We start from the raw sequence: 15,188 nt of genomic DNA, 5'->3' as shown, positions 1-15,188 counted from the left end.
AAGTGAACAAGGATGTGTAAAGAAAGGGGTTCATTAGATTTTGGATACAAGTACAGTGATTAATTATATTTTATGGGGATTTGTCATCGTTTGGGCAATTTACGAATTGGTTCAATACTGGAGACGCAAAAAAGCCTCTGTAGAGCTGGATCAAGAAGATTTCAGCAAACGATTGAGAAAAGTCCAATTGGTCGATGTTCGGGAGAAAGATGAATTTGATGCAGGACATATTCTTGGAGCACGGAATATTCCTTACTCAACGTTCAAGCAACGAATCAATGATTTCCGTCGCGATCAACCGATCTACCTTTACGATGAAAATCAAGTAGTCAGCAAGCGTGCTGCTTTGAAATTGCGCAAAGCTGGTTACACAGACATTTACACCTTAAAAGGCGGATACAAAAAATGGACTGGAAAAATCAAACGCAAAGCTAGATAAAATAGACTTAAAAATGAATCTTGATAGTGTTATGGAGTTAGGGCATCTTGTCCTGACTCCTTTTTATTCATACCAGCCTTGATGTCCTGAAATCAAATGGCTTCTTCTGATAGCTGTTCCCCCGGGAGTCAAGCTGCTGGCATGAATCAGAGAAGTATAGCCGTATTTGTTTCGTATCCGATCGATGGTCAGTTCCAACTGTTCTTGCTGAAGAGTCTTCTCCGGGTTCTCAAATAAGCTTAACTGTAAATGAGATTTGAATTGGATTTTCCCGCATTGAATAGCAAGAGTACGAACGGGCTGATTTCGATAATGCGTTCGAAATAAATACAAGCAGGTATCGATGATTTTTTTACTTACTGCTGTAGGGTAGATGGTAGTTCGGTGACTGAAGCCTTTTTCTAAAATGTCTCGAGAGAATCCTACTGTCAAATGCACCATCCCGGTTTCAGAGTGGTATTTTCTAAGCCGAGCAGCCACTTGGTCAGCCATTTCGCGAATGACAACTTCAATTTCATAAGCTGAAGTATAATCTCGATCCAGAATCTGGCTTTTTCCGTATGAATTAGAAAGAGGGATATATTTTTCAGATAAAACACTGTGGTCCACACCATGAGCATGGTAAAAAAGCTGTTCGCCAATAACTCCGTGGATTCGTTTAAGAGACTTTACGTTATATTGAGATAATCCGTAAACCGATTCGATCCCTAACCGGTACAAATTTTTAGCTGTGCGATTTCCGATACCCCACATATCTGTAATAGGATTGATCTTCCATACGGTATGAGGGACATCCTCGTACCGCCATTCTGTTATGTACGGTGAAAAGTCTTTAGCTTTAGTGTCTAAAGCCAATTTAGCTAAAAGGGGGTTGTCTCCGATACCTATAGCTACCACAAGTCGAAAACGATCCCAAATCGCACGTTGGATTTTTTCAGCGATCTCCATGGTAGTTCCATGCAAAGCATGAGAGAAACTAACGTCTAAAAAGGATTCATCTATACTGTAAATATGTAAGTCTGATTCCGTCACAAATTCTTTGTAGACTTCATTGATCAATCCATTCACTTTTAAATACAAACCCATTCTAGGTTCCACGATTTGGATAGGAGAATGTTTAGGAATCTCAAACCGACGAGATCCTGTCTTAATGCGGTATTCTTGTTTTACACGAGGTGAAGCAGCTAAAACTAATCCGCCGTTCTCTTCAGGTTTACTCATGACGACAATATAAGCTGTTAAGGGGTGCATTCCTCGTTTAACGGCCTCTACGGAAGCAAAAAAGGATTTGACGTCAATACATAAGATGTCTCGCCGCGGCTCTTTTGAATAATCGATGGTAATCATTAAACACACCTCTTTATGTATTTTAGAGAGAAAGGGTAAACTCAAATTTCCAAAGAACGTTTATTTCATTATACGAACATGTGTTCGTTTTGTAAAGAGAAGAAATTCGCTTAGAAAGAACAGTTGGGAATTTATTCTTTTACGGATAAGCATTCGAAAAGATTATTTTTTTAAACTGAACGAATCAAATCAGTTTTTTCGTTGATAGACAAGCTGGTGACAGGTTATTCGAGGGTAAATCATAGTGGATATATGGTATAATTGTGTAGAAAATAGAAATGAAACAATATTCAACATCAAAGATAAACATAAAGCAGATAAGAGAAAGGTTATTGAGTTTCCTCATTTGACCGTTACATTGTTTTTCTGGAAGAAAATTGAGTATTGAAGTACAAAGGAGTGTTACTTATAAAGACTAAGATACTTGTTATTGCGGGACCGACAGCAGTAGGGAAAACGAGTCTGAGTATTGAAATGGCCAAGGCTTTAGACGGAGAAATCATCAGTGGGGATTCCATGCAGATCTATAAAGGATTGGATATTGGAACAGCTAAAGTTATGCCAGACGAGATGGAAGGAATCCCTCATTATCTCATTGATGAAGTAGATCCCAGCGAGAGTTATACGGTCACAGATTTTCAAAAAAGAGCTAAAGGTTTGATTGCAGATATCACATCTCGAGGGAAGATCCCGATCATTGCAGGAGGTACGGGGCTGTACATTGAATCCCTGCTTTATGACGTGAGTTATGGAGGAGAAGGAAAGACCGACGCATCTTTCAGGAAAGAACAAGAAGCTCTAGCGCAGCAGAAAGGGAATCTTTATCTGTGGGAAACGTTAAATGAAATAGATCCTGAAGCGGCTAAAAAAATTCACTTTAATAATCAACGCAGAGTGATCCGAGCTTTAGAAGTGTATCATGTTACGGGACAGCCTTTTTCTGCTTACCAAAATGAACGGGAAATAAAAGAAGCTGTTTATGACGCGAAAATCATCGGCTTAGATACTGACAGATCTGTTCTTTATGAACGCATTAATTTGAGAGTAGACCAAATGATTGATGCTGGATTAGAAAAAGAAGCACGTTTTTTATATGATGCCAACTTACAAGATACACAAGCTGCTAAAGGAATCGGCTACAAAGAGTGGTTCTCCTTCTTTGAGAGTCAACAGACAGAACAAGAAGTCGTTAAGCAAATCAAGCAGAATTCTAGACGTTATGCAAAAAGACAGTTAACCTGGTTTAGAAATCGAATGGAAAAGGTCAGTTGGTGGGATTTGGTAAAACAACCAACAGATTTGGAAAAAGTTCTTGCAGAAGCTGAAACTTTTTTACGAACTACCTAGTCAGATCAGTTGAAATTATAAAAGGAGTGTTTATATGGAGACGCAAGAGAAAGCTGAGCGAGTCATATTAGTTGGTGTCCAGACTACTGAAGCAGATTACAGTTTTAATTATTCGCTAAAAGAATTAGAACAATTAACAGAGACTGCTCAAGGGATAGTTGTCGGACAAATCACTCAAAAAAGAAGCCGTGCTGATTCACGTACTTATTTGGGGAAAGGAAAAATAGAAGAACTGATGCAGCTGGTGGAAGAGTTAGAAGCAGATACAGTCATTTTCAACCATGAATTGACTCCAGCTCAAACAAGAAATATCCAAGATGCGGTAGATACAAAAGTTATCGATCGCGTGCAGCTGATTCTAGATATTTTTGCGATGCACGCCCAGAGTAAAGAAGGTAAATTACAAGTAGAGCTGGCTCAATTGCAGTATCTCTTGCCAAGATTGGCTGGTCAAGGGGTCAATTTGTCCAGATTAGGTGGGGGGATCGGAACGAGAGGTCCAGGGGAAACGAAATTAGAAACGGACAGACGTTACATCCGCAACCAAATCACAGATATTCGTCGAGAGCTTTCTGAAACGGAAAAGCATCGTGCTCGTACAAGAAAACAGCGACAAGAAAGCAATGTATTCCAAATCGGATTGATTGGTTATACCAATGCAGGGAAGTCAACTTTATTAAATAAGCTGACAGATGCCGGGACATATGAAGAAAATAAATTATTTGCTACTTTGGACCCGTTGACAAGACAACTGAAATTGCCTAGCGGTTTGAACGTGACGATAACGGATACCGTTGGATTCATCCAAGATCTGCCAACGCAATTGATCGAAGCTTTCCATTCAACGCTTGAAGAAACCAGGGGAGTCGATTTATTGCTGCATGTGGTAGATGCATCAGCTGAAAATATGGTGGAACATGAACGAACAGTCATGAACTTACTGATTGATCTGGAAATGGATCATTTGCCGCTGTTAACAATCTACAACAAAAGCGATTTGATTACTGAGCCATTTTATCCAGATTATTTCCCTAACATTGTGATGTCAGCTAAAAATGAAGCCGATATTCATTTGTTGTTGGATCAATTGATGGAGAAAATTGAAGAAATCATGGAGCCGTATCGTGTAGAAGTCCCGGCAGATGAGGGAGATACGTTGATCCAGCTGAAACAAGAAACTCAAATAGCTACGCAAGTTTATGATGAAGAGAAAAATGTATATGTGGTAAAAGGCTACGCTAAAGCGAAGTCTAAATGGATAGGAGAATAGAAAAGAGAATGAGTTGGAAGAATCAATTTGCGCCAGAATTGCAAGAACGAGTCAAAGAAGTGGAAGAAAAAATTCAACCTATCTTAGCTCAAATACACGAAACAGCTTTAAGCAATCAAAAGAAAGTCTTAGACAGTTTCCGTAAAAAACAAGTATCCGATCACCATTTCACTCCTTCAACAGGATATGGTTACGATGATTTTGGTCGTGACACGCTCGAGGAAGTGTACGCTGATGTATTCAAAGCTGAAGCAGGTATCGTTCGACCGCAGCTTATTTCAGGGACACATGCGATCAGCACGGCTTTATTTGGAATTATGCGACCAGGGGATGACTTACTGTATATCACTGGCCAGCCGTACGATACTTTGTTAGAAGTTGTTGGTATAACAGGGAACGGTATCGGGTCTTTTAAAGAATACAACATGGGTTACGATGCCGTGGATCTTTTAGAAGATGGCAGTGTTGATTTTGAAATGGTGAAAGAAAAAATTACGCCTGCTACAAAAGTTATTGCGATCCAACGTTCACGCGGGTATGCCAGTCGACCTTCATTTACTGTCGCTCAAATTGAAGAAATGATTCAATTTGTTCGGGGTATTGCTCCAGATGCGATCATTTTTGTGGACAATTGTTATGGAGAATTCGTAGAAGAAAAAGAACCCATAGAAGTGGGCGCAGATTTAATGGCCGGTTCGTTGATTAAAAATCCGGGAGGCGGATTGGCTAAAATCGGCGGGTATATAGTGGGACGTTTAGACTTGGTAGAAGCATGCGGCTATCGATTGACTTCTCCGGGTATCGGTCGTGAAGCGGGTGCTTCTTTATACAGCTTGCCTGAAATGTACCAAGGGTTTTTCATGGCCCCGCATACGGTAGGTGAATCGTTGAAAGGTGCTGTTTATACAGCGGCTTTATTAGAGACCTGCAACGTTTCATCCACTCCTAGATGGGATGAAAAACGTACGGATCTGATTCAAATGATTTCACTAGGTGAAAAAGAAAAGATGGTTCAATTTGCTCAAACGATTCAAAAGTACTCCCCAATCAATGCTCATGTAACACCGATTGGAGCTTACATGCCTGGCTATGAAGACGACGTGATCATGGCGGCTGGTACTTTTGTTCAAGGTTCAAGCATTGAATTGACTGCGGACGGTCCGATTCGTGCGCCATACACATTGTATGTCCAAGGCGGGCTGACTTATGAGCACGTCAAATTGGCTGTAACAGCAGCTGTTTCTGAATTGTACTTTGAAAAATAAGTCAAGTAAAAGACTGGTCGCTTTTGACCAGTCTTTTTTTGTCGTCAGTGCTTATTCCATGACAGATCCGTCTTATCTATGTTAGGTTAATAATAGAGAAAAAACAGGAAACAGCAACAAAAAACACAAAAAATAATAAGGAGTTTGTTTACAAACCAATGAAAAATCATACAAAACAAGAAATCATGGAAATTGCAAAAGAAGAAAACGTCCGCTTTTTACGTCTAATGTTCACGGATATTGATGGAGTTATCAAAAACGTGGAAGTGCCTATCAGTCAATTGGAAAAAGCGTTGGACAATAAGATGATGTTCGATGGTTCTTCAATCGATGGATTTGTGGCGGTTGAAGAGAGTGATATGCAATTACGACCAGATTTATCGACTTGGCTTATTTTTCCGTGGGATACAGAATATGGAAAAATTGCTCGGTTGATTTGTGATGTATACAACCCAGATGGCACACCGTTTTCTGGAGACCCGCGTTCTAATTTAAAGCGTGTGTTAAAAGAGATGGAGAACGAAGGGTTCACAGAATTCAATTTAGGACCAGAGCCTGAATTTTTCTTATTCAAGTTGGATGAAAATGGAGAGCCGTCTCATCGATTGAATGACCATGGAGGCTATTTTGACTTAGCACCTACTGATTTAGGCGAAAATTGTCGTCGAGACATCGTGTTGCAGTTGGAAGAGTTAGGCTTTGAGATTGAAGCTAGTCACCATGAAGCAGCTCCTGGACAACATGAGATCGACTGGAAATATGCAGATGCTGTAGAAGCGTGCGACAACATCCAGACTTTCAAATTAGTAGTAAAAACTATTGCGCGTAAGCATGGACTTCATGCATCCTTTATGCCAAAACCGATTAATGGTGTGCATGGATCGGGGATGCACTTCAATATGTCTTTATTCAATAAAGACGGGAATGCTTTCTATGATGAAGCAGATGAAATGGGACTCAGCAAAACAGCTCATGAATTTATTGCAGGTCTTTTAAAGCATGCTAAAGCCTATACAGCTATTTGCAATCCTACAGTGAATTCGTATAAACGATTGACACCAGGGTTTGAAGCTCCGGTTCATATTGCTTGGAGTGCGAGCAACCGCACACCATTGGTACGTGTCCCAACTTCAAGAGGAATGTCTACACGAGTAGAATTGCGCAGCGTTGATCCAAGTGCCAATCCTTATCTTGCGCTGGCTGTTTTGTTAAAAGCAGGTCTAAGCGGTATCCAAGAAAATAAAGTCGTGGCAGATCCAATCGGGAAAAACATTTACCAAATGAGCTCGACAGAACTTGGAGAACAAGACATTGAACGACTACCGGCGACTTTATATGAAGCTGTCAGTCATTTGAAAAAAGATTCATTGATGAGAGAAGCGATGGGAGAGCATATGTACAACAACTTCATTACCATTAGAACGCAAGAATGGATAGAGTACAATGAGCAAGTCTCTCCATGGGAACAAAAGAAATACTTTAAACGATAAATGTTGATTAAATAAACTTTACTAAAACAAGTTGTTTTAGTGAAGCTTATTTTTTTGCCGTTTTTCCCTAGTTTTTAGTTAGAAAATTGAGGTTTGGGATATTTGACGCCTAATCTTATTTGGTAACTCACAACAACGCTGTAACACTTAAAGTGGTATAGCTAATAAAAAGGAAGCTAGATTCGGAACTAAAAATCCTTTATCATTATTTAAGTTCGTTATTCCATGTCAGAAAACCTTACATAAAATAAAAAAAGTTGTTGACATGAGCTTTTCGAACTGTTAATCTGTTAAAGTAATTGAGAGGAGGACAAAAATGAAAGAAAAAGAATTACGCAGGTCGATGTCTGTTTTTCCAATTGGTACAGTTATAAAACTGACTGATTTGTCTGCCAGGCAGATACGGTATTATGAAGAGCAAGATTTGATTCATCCTCAAAGGAGCGAGGGGAACAGACGGATGTATTCTTTGAATGACATTGATGTACTCCTCGAGATCAAGGATTATTTGGCTGAAGGAATTAATATGGCAGGTATCAAGCGCATTTATGAACTACAAGAGAAAGAAAAAGAAGAGAAATCGAGACAAAGTGAAAAAACATTAACAGATGATGATGTAAGAAAAATTTTATACTCTGAATTTTTATCCATTAGCGGCTTGTCTCCTAAAGATAAAAATAAATTGATGAACAACCCATTCCGGAATCAACACTAAAAAATAACCTTTATAAGGAGAGAAGCTATTATGGTAAAAATAACGAAAGAACACATTGAACAAACTGCAAAAGAAGAGGATGTACGATTTTTACGTTTGATGTTTACAGACATTTTAGGAACGATCAAAAACGTAGAAGTTCCCATCAGTCAATTAGAAAAAGTCTTAGACAATAAAATGATGTTTGATGGTTCTTCTATTGAAGGATTTGTACGTATCGAAGAAAGTGATATGTATTTACGTCCAGACTTAGATACTTGGTTGATTTTCCCTTGGGGAGCTGGAGAAGGAAAAGGAAAAGTTGCTCGTTTGATTTGTGATATTTACAATCCAGATGGCGAACCTTTTCTAGGGGACCCGCGTGCGAACTTGAAACGCGTATTAAAAGAGATGGAAGAGTTAGGATTTACTGAATTCAATCTTGGGCCAGAACCAGAATTTTTCTTGTTTAAATTAGATGAAAATAATGAACCAACGCTGGAGTTAAATGATCATGGCGGCTATTTCGATTTAGCGCCAGTAGACTTAGGAGAAAATTGCCGTCGTGATATCGTATTGCAATTGGAAGAATTAGGATTTGAAATTGAAGCCAGCCATCATGAAGTGGCCCCAGGACAACATGAAATCGATTGGAAATTCGCTAATGCTGTTGAAGCTTGTGACAACATTCAAACCTTTAAGTTGATTGTAAAAACAGTCGCTCGTAAACATGGTCTGCATGCAACCTTTATGCCAAAACCTTTATTTGGAGTTAATGGTTCAGGGATGCATTTCAACTTATCTCTTTTTACAGAAGAAGGAAACGCCTTTTACGATAAAGATGGTGATATGGAACTGAGCGACACAGCTCGTGGATTCATTGCCGGCGTCTTAAAACATGCTCGGGCATTTACGGCTGTCTGCAACCCAACAGTCAACTCATACAAACGTTTGGTCCCGGGTTATGAAGCTCCAGTTTACATTGCGTGGAGCGGACGCAATCGCTCACCATTGATCCGTATACCGGGTTCTCGAGGAATGTCTACACGAATCGAAGTGCGCAGTGTTGATCCAAGTGCTAATCCTTACTTAGCTATGGCTGCTTTATTGAAAGCTGGATTAGATGGAATCAAAAATGATTTAGAGTTGCCAGCACCGATTGACAGAAATATTTATGCTATGGATGAAGAAGATCGTCACGATAATGGTATTTATGACTTGCCATCTACCTTGATGGAAGCTGTTAAAGAACTATCGAAAGATGAGATTATCAAAGATGGTTTAGGAGAACACATCTACAACAATTTCGTAGATGCGAAAAGAGTAGAGTGGGATGCATTTCGTATTCAAGTTTCACAATGGGAAAGAGAACAATACTTAAAATTGTATTAAACAAAAAGCGTACGAATGATTATCATTCGTACGCTTTTTAGATGGAAATGATTATTTTCCTAAAACTGCCAAAGCCAGCGCTTGTTGGATCGTTTCGATGTGTTTATCCTTTGTGAACTGCAAACTGACAGCAGGTTCAGCTGCGCTAGAAATGAAAATATTCAATTCAGCGTCTAGATCAAAATGTCCTGAAGTTTCTACCGAAAAACGACTAATGGATTGATAAGGCAGTGAATTATAAGTTGTTTTTTTACCGGTCATTCCTTGTTTATCGACAATAATCAATCGTTTGTCGGTAAAGACAATTAAATCACGCACTAATTTAAACGCTAAATCAATATCTTCGGAATCTAAAATTACACTGTCTAATTTCTTACGCGCATCCTCCGCGCTGACGTTGCTTGCGTTGCCCATTATTCCGCCAATTAATCCCATTTCAACACACTCCTTCAATAATAGACTCTCTTAAAGTGTATTATAACAAAAGACGTCAAAGAAAAGGAGAATAAAAATAAGCTTCTATATCGACAGAAGCTTATTTTGGTATATCGAGTTAGTTGTAGAAAGAGATGATCAAATGGTCCATTCTATTTAAGGCGGTTATTATGTCATCGTATTGATAGATATGTATTTCATCACCAAAGTGTAAACTCACGCAAAAGCCTAAACTATTATAAGTCAACTCTAATTTATATCCGTTGAGTTTCATGCTGTATATCGTCAATTCCATGTAGAAGCTCCTTACTTTATGATTATTTTCTTATTATACACATAAATGTGTCCCAATTATTTTAAGTATTTGTTAAGTAATCATGTACGTATGATTACAAGGATAATCAAGTAAATGAAGAAAAAAATTCTTTTTCAACTGAGAGTGCTTTTCTGATCACTATAAGTCAATAAAGGAGACCCTAGCTTAATAAAAACTAGGGTCTATTTTTATTTTGTCTTATGTTTAGATTTTGCAGCATCTATGCTCGAGCCTACAGCTATACCAAGTGCTATACCAAGTGCTATGCCTAGAGCGATCCCGATAGCCAAATTGTCGAATAATAAACCTAAAGCAGCTCCGATAGAAATACCCAGCGACAGACCTATGGCAAGAAAAGAGCTCTCATCTTTTCCAGTATCGTGATTTTTTGACTCATCATTTTTAGGATCTTTCATAGACAACCACTCCTTATAGTGTATAGTCTTATTTTACCATGTTGGCGAGTGTAGTCTATTAATACACTTACAGCATAACTTTCTTATGAGGCATCTTTCTACCTTTATACTCAAAAAGCGAGTTGAAGGGAGTCGGGGTCTTTAAAACCTTAAATTTTTGTACGACTAATTGATTACGATCATTGTTAGTGAACTGAATGGCGATATCTGTGTGCAAAGATACTTCATAAAGAAAATTAAAAGATTTCTTTCCGGCAATCAAACAATTGAACTTTTGTTGATTGGACAGCAAAGTAAATCTGCAGAAGGGATGGCCGTTTTTAGTGTTGATGATTTTAATGTCAGATACGACTTTTCCTGTAATAATAGAAGTGTTCAAATGAGACGCCTCCTTTTCGATTTTATTATACGAACGTTTGTTCTGTTTGTAAAGGAGATGATGTTAAAAAAGCTATTAAAATAGATAGTCTGTTCACATTTTATAACTATTCTTAATTCACTCATTGAGGCGAAGAATAAAATAAAAAACATTTTTTACATATTTATAAGTTTTTTGTTGACTTTTTATTCATTATTGCCTATAATAAATCTTGTCGCTGGTTAAACAACTTGTCTCAGTAGCTCAGCAGGATAGAGCATTCGCCTTCTAAGCGAACGGTCGGGGGTTCGAATCCCTCCTGAGACGTACTAATGGGTCGATACATAATGTTAAACAAAATTCAGCCCGAAATAACCGTAAAACAACCATGCGTTTAAGAACCTCACTTATGAGGTTCTTTTTTTTTATTTATATGTCATCTCATGTTCTAAGCAGCCGGTGCTTTAGTAATGAGTTAAACGTTTATAAGCCGAATTAATTGGAAATACACCCTTCTTTTGATACGATAAAAGTGAATTAAAAGAAAATCCGTTGAAGAAACTAGGGGGATGGTTTTATGGGATATAAGGCAATAGATGGTTTTTTATCGGCAGAAGAAGCAGTAGATAAAATAAAAGATTTAGTAGATTTGGGGTACGATGAAAAAGATATTACCGTTTTGACCAAAGAAGAAAATAAAGAACAATTAGAAAGAAGAACATCAGCAAAGATAGATACAGTTACGAAGAATGAAGACAAAGGTATGTTGGATAAAATAAAAGAGACTTTTGGAAGTAGCAGCAGTGATGAGAAAGATCCATTAGGGGCATACGATTTGGATGAACCTTCTCGCATAGAGTATAACGAGGTTATTTATGATAACGGATTCGTCCTTCTTGTAGAAGATAAGACAAGTTTTACAATGGGAAGAGAAACTCAGACAACTCAACCTTCTGAAAATACTAGTATGACCAGTGGGGAAACAGGAGACTTCAATGAGAATCCCGGAGGCGTCAATCCGCTTATTCCAGGTACAGGAATGGATGCGGATAACGCCATTACTAGAAGCTCAAACGACATCCATGCTTCAAGTAAAGGAACATCAGATGTTCAAGATAAGTTCAATCATACATCTGATGAAAGAAACCGAGATGCTGACGAGGAAGTACGTGATATCGAAAATCACGAAGTTACGCAAGCTAACGAGAAGTTGAATCGCGAGGGATTGACTGATAATTCTGTTGACTCCAATACGCCGGGTGCCAGCATCGACCCTAAAATTCCGCCTCAAAGCTTAGAACCGATGGATATAGACAGTAATCCTCTTCAAAATGATCAGACAACTGCATCAGAGTATAAAGATAAATAAAAGAAAGGAAAGCAGGTGAGGAAGATGATCAGGATGATCATGGTATTTGCTTTCAGCTATATCGGCGTTTATTTTTCTCTGCTGTTATCTTTAATTTACTTTTTAAGACCGAAAAAAAGAACTAAAAAAAAGAAACAACGACATCGTTAAGGAAAATAGTGTACTGAAAAGGAATTCTTTTGAATCATCACTTCAAGAATTCCTTTTTTGGTATAATAAAACCAATACATAAATAAAAAACAAGAAGGTAATTATTGGAGGAGTAGTTATGACAAATAAAGAAATTAAGCGAGAAGCAAAAGCACGATTATCAGGCAATTGGAAAATAGCCATATTGAATTTATTTGTAGTAGGAATTTTAACAACGATTATTAACGAGGTATTACTTGGTGTAACAGGTATCGGAGGAGGTTTTGCTGATATCATGTCAAGTATATCTGATCCATACGCTATCGGAACTGAAACTATATCGCCTGCAGCAAGTATCTTTGCGTCTTTTGGTTCAATAGCAGTAAGTTTTATTTCCGCTGTATTTGCAGTGGGATATGATTGGGCATTATTGGATATGGTCGATGGGGAAAAGCTGACGGTAGAAGGAATATTCCAAACAGCCAATTCGAAACGTTTTTTTAAAGTTATTGGAATTTCTATTGTTACAGGATTATTCGTGTTCTTTTGGAGTTTATTACTTGTGATTCCCGGAATTGTTAAAGCTTATAGTTACAGCCAAGCTTACAATATTTATAAGGATGACCCTGAAGTAGATGTTGTTGGGGCTATCAATCGAAGCAAAGAATTGATGAAGGGCAAGAAATGGAAATTTTTCATTTTACAATTTTCGTTTATCGTGTGGTACCTTATTCCTGTAGCATTATTTTTAGCCTTTATTTTAGGCAGTGTCAATACGATCAGGTATCAATTTCAAGAAGTCAGTATATATGCGAATGATGAATTCGTTGGCTTTTTATTAGGTATGCTTTTAGTCGTACTGGCTTTTGGTTTAGCCATGTTTCTTATATCACTGTACGTTGAACCTTACCGTAGAACAGCTGCCCAAATTTTCTATCGGGATTTAGTAGGGTACCCAGAGTTGGATGCAGACGAAGGGATCTACGAGGAACAAAAGACATATGCAACAGAACAAATTGACCCTTATGAAGAAACAGAAAAATCTTCTTCATCAGATGATCGGTTAGATCGATTTTAAACTAAAAAAGTCAGCTCAAAGGGGAGTTTAGAAACTTTGAGCTGACTTTTTAGCTAGTTGGTTGTGTCTTAGTTCATACTTAGAAACGGATGGAAGATAAGGGATTTGAACCCTTGCACGACATAAATCGCCTAACGGTTTTCGAGACCGTCCCCTTCAGCCGGACTTGGGTAATCTTCCGAAATTTTTTTTACAAATCGATTATAACGTGAAGAAAAAAAGTTGACAATAAGCTAGAGGGTATTTTGTTTTGAAGATCAAATAATCTAAGGTATAATCAGTTTGAAGTAAAAAGAGAACCATTGTTTCTTGATTGATAAGCTTTTATCTGGAGAGGGGCAGCATACTTTAGGAGGAGATTAGAATGAAAAAGTGGGTATTATTATTGGGGGCGTCGGCATTCCTTGCAGGATGCGACATGATGGGTGGCGCGACTGAAGAATCACAGCCAAGCGAATCTTCAGAGTCAAGTGCAGAAACTTCTGAATCGGCTAGTACAGAAGAAAGTTCGCAAGCATCTTCGTCTGAAGCGTCATCAGAATCCAGTTCATCAGAAAGTGCAAGTGCGTCAGGAGAAGAGGTTACTACACAGTTTCCGCTAGTTCCGCAAAAATCTGAAATCGACAAAGGGTTCACACTAGAAAATGATAAACTATTGCAAGAAATTCAATTGAGAATGAGTCAAACACCTGAATTGGGTATTGAAAATGACGTAGCCATTCACTTTACAGGATTGTTTTTAGGAGAACAAGGACAAGATAACGTCCAAGCTGTATTTATTGTTGTAAACCGTACAGATATGGCTATGACAAATATTGATTTGACTGTCAGTATGAGTACAACCGATGGAGAGGTAATCTTAGATAAGAGACCGTTTGAACTAACTGAAAAGTCTTTCGGAATTTTAGAACCAGACACAGTGATGCCCGCTTACTTCACAGTTCCGATGGAAAATCAAGAAGCTTTCTTTAGTGTCAGCGATTTATCAAAAGTTACTTACTCAATCGATTCGTTCGATTTTGATGAAAGATAATCGTTCAAGAAAAGTAAAAGTCTGGAAGATAATTTTCCAGACTTTTTTTGTGTAAAAAGCTATACATACGGGTAAATGAGACAGGTAAGTGAGAAGTTTTGTGTAAAAAGGCGAGTAATAGTGTACTATTGAAGTATATGATTTATAAACACATTGTTTGGGGGAAAATAAATGACTTTTAAGTGGAAAGAAATATGGACCATTCCGAACCTATTGTCCATTATTCGTTTGATATTAGTTCCAGTATTTATTTCTTATTATTTAAACGCTGAAACTATAAATGATTACAGAATTGCTGGACTGATCATCCTTTTCTCTGGTGTAACAGATTTAATAGACGGTATTATTGCGAGAAAGTTTAATCAGATAACAGATCTAGGGAAATTGATTGATCCAGTAGCAGACAAAGTAACTCAAGCAGCCATTGTATTTTGTTTGATGGTTCGATATGAATACATGTGGATTATTGTATTGTTATTTGTGATAAAAGAATTGTCTATGTTGGCATGGAATATCGTGTTGATTAAGCAGCATAAAAAATTGGATGGGGCATTATGGTACGGGAAGGTATCTACAGCTGTTTTTTATGCATGCATGACGATTTTAGTGGCATTTCCAGATTTAAGCGCAGCTTTCGCGAACAGTTTAATGCTGATTACTGGATTTTTCTTACTGCTTTCTTTTGTGCTCTATACAAAAATATTTCTGCACATGCATCGTACAAACATAAATGAATAAGAAAAACGACTGAGACGTTTGAACTGCCCCCTGTCTACTTGAGAGGGGGCAGTTGAGTTAACGTTCCAGTCG

General features: G+C 38.0%; 15 protein-coding genes and 2 tRNA genes. 12 read left to right on the top strand and 5 right to left on the bottom strand.

All coding sequences use genetic code 11. The features are described from left to right. Positions 1-40 precede the first annotated feature (40 nt). Positions 41-439, top strand: a complete 399-nt coding sequence (locus BM137_RS09890; protein WP_092481011.1) for a rhodanese-like domain-containing protein — start codon at positions 41-43, stop codon at positions 437-439. Between the two features lie 63 nt (positions 440-502). Here the strand turns inward: BM137_RS09890 and BM137_RS09885 are convergent, their stop codons facing one another. Beyond that, complete coding sequence (locus BM137_RS09885; protein ID WP_092481010.1) at positions 503-1,786, bottom strand: Y-family DNA polymerase; 1,284 nt, start codon at positions 1,784-1,786, stop codon at positions 503-505. Positions 1,787-2,194: 408 nt separating this feature from the next. Between BM137_RS09885 and miaA the strand changes: the two genes are divergently transcribed. The 6 genes from miaA (at position 2,195) to glnA (BM137_RS09855) (ending at position 9,244) form a co-directional block, all read left to right on the top strand. Beyond that, a complete protein-coding gene (gene miaA, locus BM137_RS09880; protein WP_092481051.1) occupies positions 2,195-3,133 on the top strand; it encodes a tRNA (adenosine(37)-N6)-dimethylallyltransferase MiaA in 939 nt (312 codons plus the stop codon). 34 nt (positions 3,134-3,167) lie between these two features. After that, positions 3,168-4,403: a GTPase HflX gene (gene hflX, locus BM137_RS09875; RefSeq protein WP_092481009.1), complete on the top strand. Its 1,236-nt coding sequence runs from the start codon at positions 3,168-3,170 to the stop codon at positions 4,401-4,403. Positions 4,404-4,411: 8 nt separating this feature from the next. Then, positions 4,412-5,668, top strand: a complete 1,257-nt coding sequence (locus BM137_RS09870; protein ID WP_092481008.1) for a methionine gamma-lyase family protein — start codon at positions 4,412-4,414, stop codon at positions 5,666-5,668. 158 nt (positions 5,669-5,826) lie between these two features. Beyond that, the gene (gene glnA, locus BM137_RS09865; RefSeq protein ID WP_092481007.1) at positions 5,827-7,158 is read left to right on the top strand and encodes a type I glutamate--ammonia ligase; all 1,332 of its coding nucleotides are present in this window, start codon (positions 5,827-5,829) and stop codon (positions 7,156-7,158) included. 316 nt (positions 7,159-7,474) lie between these two features. Further along, positions 7,475-7,873, top strand: a complete 399-nt coding sequence (locus BM137_RS09860; RefSeq protein ID WP_092481006.1) for a MerR family transcriptional regulator — start codon at positions 7,475-7,477, stop codon at positions 7,871-7,873. Between the two features lie 30 nt (positions 7,874-7,903). Beyond that, a complete protein-coding gene (glnA, locus tag BM137_RS09855; RefSeq protein ID WP_092481005.1) occupies positions 7,904-9,244 on the top strand; it encodes a type I glutamate--ammonia ligase in 1,341 nt (446 codons plus the stop codon). Positions 9,245-9,295: 51 nt separating this feature from the next. Here the strand turns inward: glnA (BM137_RS09855) and BM137_RS09850 are convergent, their stop codons facing one another. The 3 genes from BM137_RS09850 to BM137_RS09840 form a co-directional block, all read right to left on the bottom strand. Continuing rightward, positions 9,296-9,679, bottom strand: a complete 384-nt coding sequence (locus BM137_RS09850) for a PH domain-containing protein (protein WP_092481004.1) — start codon at positions 9,677-9,679, stop codon at positions 9,296-9,298. 504 nt (positions 9,680-10,183) lie between these two features. Next, a complete protein-coding gene (locus tag BM137_RS09845) occupies positions 10,184-10,411 on the bottom strand; it encodes a glycine zipper domain-containing protein (RefSeq protein ID WP_092481003.1) in 228 nt (75 codons plus the stop codon). A gap of 67 nt (positions 10,412-10,478) precedes the next feature. After that, positions 10,479-10,790: a single stranded DNA-binding domain-containing protein gene (locus BM137_RS09840; protein ID WP_092481002.1), complete on the bottom strand. Its 312-nt coding sequence runs from the start codon at positions 10,788-10,790 to the stop codon at positions 10,479-10,481. A gap of 232 nt (positions 10,791-11,022) precedes the next feature. Between BM137_RS09840 and BM137_RS09835 the strand changes: the two genes are divergently transcribed. The 3 genes from BM137_RS09835 (at position 11,023) to BM137_RS09825 (ending at position 13,345) form a co-directional block, all read left to right on the top strand. Beyond that, positions 11,023-11,096: transfer RNA gene (locus tag BM137_RS09835), tRNA-Arg, on the top strand. A 250-nt stretch (positions 11,097-11,346) separates the two neighbouring features. Further along, positions 11,347-12,138, top strand: a complete 792-nt coding sequence (locus tag BM137_RS09830) for a general stress protein (protein ID WP_092481001.1) — start codon at positions 11,347-11,349, stop codon at positions 12,136-12,138. 268 nt (positions 12,139-12,406) lie between these two features. Then, positions 12,407-13,345 carry a DUF975 family protein gene (locus BM137_RS09825; protein ID WP_092481000.1) on the top strand — a complete coding sequence of 313 codons (939 nt, stop codon included), beginning with the start codon at positions 12,407-12,409 and terminating at the stop codon, positions 13,343-13,345. Positions 13,346-13,435: 90 nt separating this feature from the next. Here BM137_RS09825 and BM137_RS09820 read toward each other — a convergent pair. Beyond that, a tRNA-Ser gene (locus tag BM137_RS09820) sits at positions 13,436-13,525 on the bottom strand. A 184-nt stretch (positions 13,526-13,709) separates the two neighbouring features. On the opposite strand from BM137_RS09820, the gene BM137_RS09815 reads away from it, so the two are divergent. Further along, positions 13,710-14,378 carry a hypothetical protein gene (locus BM137_RS09815; protein WP_092480999.1) on the top strand — a complete coding sequence of 223 codons (669 nt, stop codon included), beginning with the start codon at positions 13,710-13,712 and terminating at the stop codon, positions 14,376-14,378. 171 nt (positions 14,379-14,549) lie between these two features. Continuing rightward, positions 14,550-15,116, top strand: a complete 567-nt coding sequence (locus tag BM137_RS09810) for a CDP-alcohol phosphatidyltransferase family protein (RefSeq protein WP_092480998.1) — start codon at positions 14,550-14,552, stop codon at positions 15,114-15,116. Positions 15,117-15,188: the final 72 nt, after the last annotated feature.

Source organism: Desemzia incerta, from assembly GCF_900115825.1.
GTDB classification, from domain to species: Bacteria; Bacillota; Bacilli; order Lactobacillales; family Carnobacteriaceae; genus Desemzia; species Desemzia incerta.
Note: the sequence above shows the minus strand (reverse complement) of the source record. Positions and strands in the feature narration are given on the sequence as shown.

Coding starts and splice junctions, on each gene's coding strand:
- BM137_RS09845 (WP_092481003.1), bottom strand. CDS start 10,411: ATGAAAGATCCTAAAAATGATGAGTCAAAAAATCACGATACTGGAAAA.
- BM137_RS09825 (WP_092481000.1), top strand. CDS start 12,407: ATGACAAATAAAGAAATTAAGCGAGAAGCAAAAGCACGATTATCAGGC.
- BM137_RS09885 (WP_092481010.1), bottom strand. CDS start 1,786: ATGATTACCATCGATTATTCAAAAGAGCCGCGGCGAGACATCTTATGT.
- BM137_RS09815 (WP_092480999.1), top strand. CDS start 13,710: ATGAAAAAGTGGGTATTATTATTGGGGGCGTCGGCATTCCTTGCAGGA.
- BM137_RS09850 (WP_092481004.1), bottom strand. CDS start 9,679: ATGGGATTAATTGGCGGAATAATGGGCAACGCAAGCAACGTCAGCGCG.
- BM137_RS09810 (WP_092480998.1), top strand. CDS start 14,550: ATGACTTTTAAGTGGAAAGAAATATGGACCATTCCGAACCTATTGTCC.
- glnA (WP_092481007.1), top strand. CDS start 5,827: ATGAAAAATCATACAAAACAAGAAATCATGGAAATTGCAAAAGAAGAA.
- BM137_RS09830 (WP_092481001.1), top strand. CDS start 11,347: ATGGGATATAAGGCAATAGATGGTTTTTTATCGGCAGAAGAAGCAGTA.
- BM137_RS09860 (WP_092481006.1), top strand. CDS start 7,475: ATGAAAGAAAAAGAATTACGCAGGTCGATGTCTGTTTTTCCAATTGGT.
- BM137_RS09870 (WP_092481008.1), top strand. CDS start 4,412: ATGAGTTGGAAGAATCAATTTGCGCCAGAATTGCAAGAACGAGTCAAA.
- glnA (WP_092481005.1), top strand. CDS start 7,904: ATGGTAAAAATAACGAAAGAACACATTGAACAAACTGCAAAAGAAGAG.
- hflX (WP_092481009.1), top strand. CDS start 3,168: ATGGAGACGCAAGAGAAAGCTGAGCGAGTCATATTAGTTGGTGTCCAG.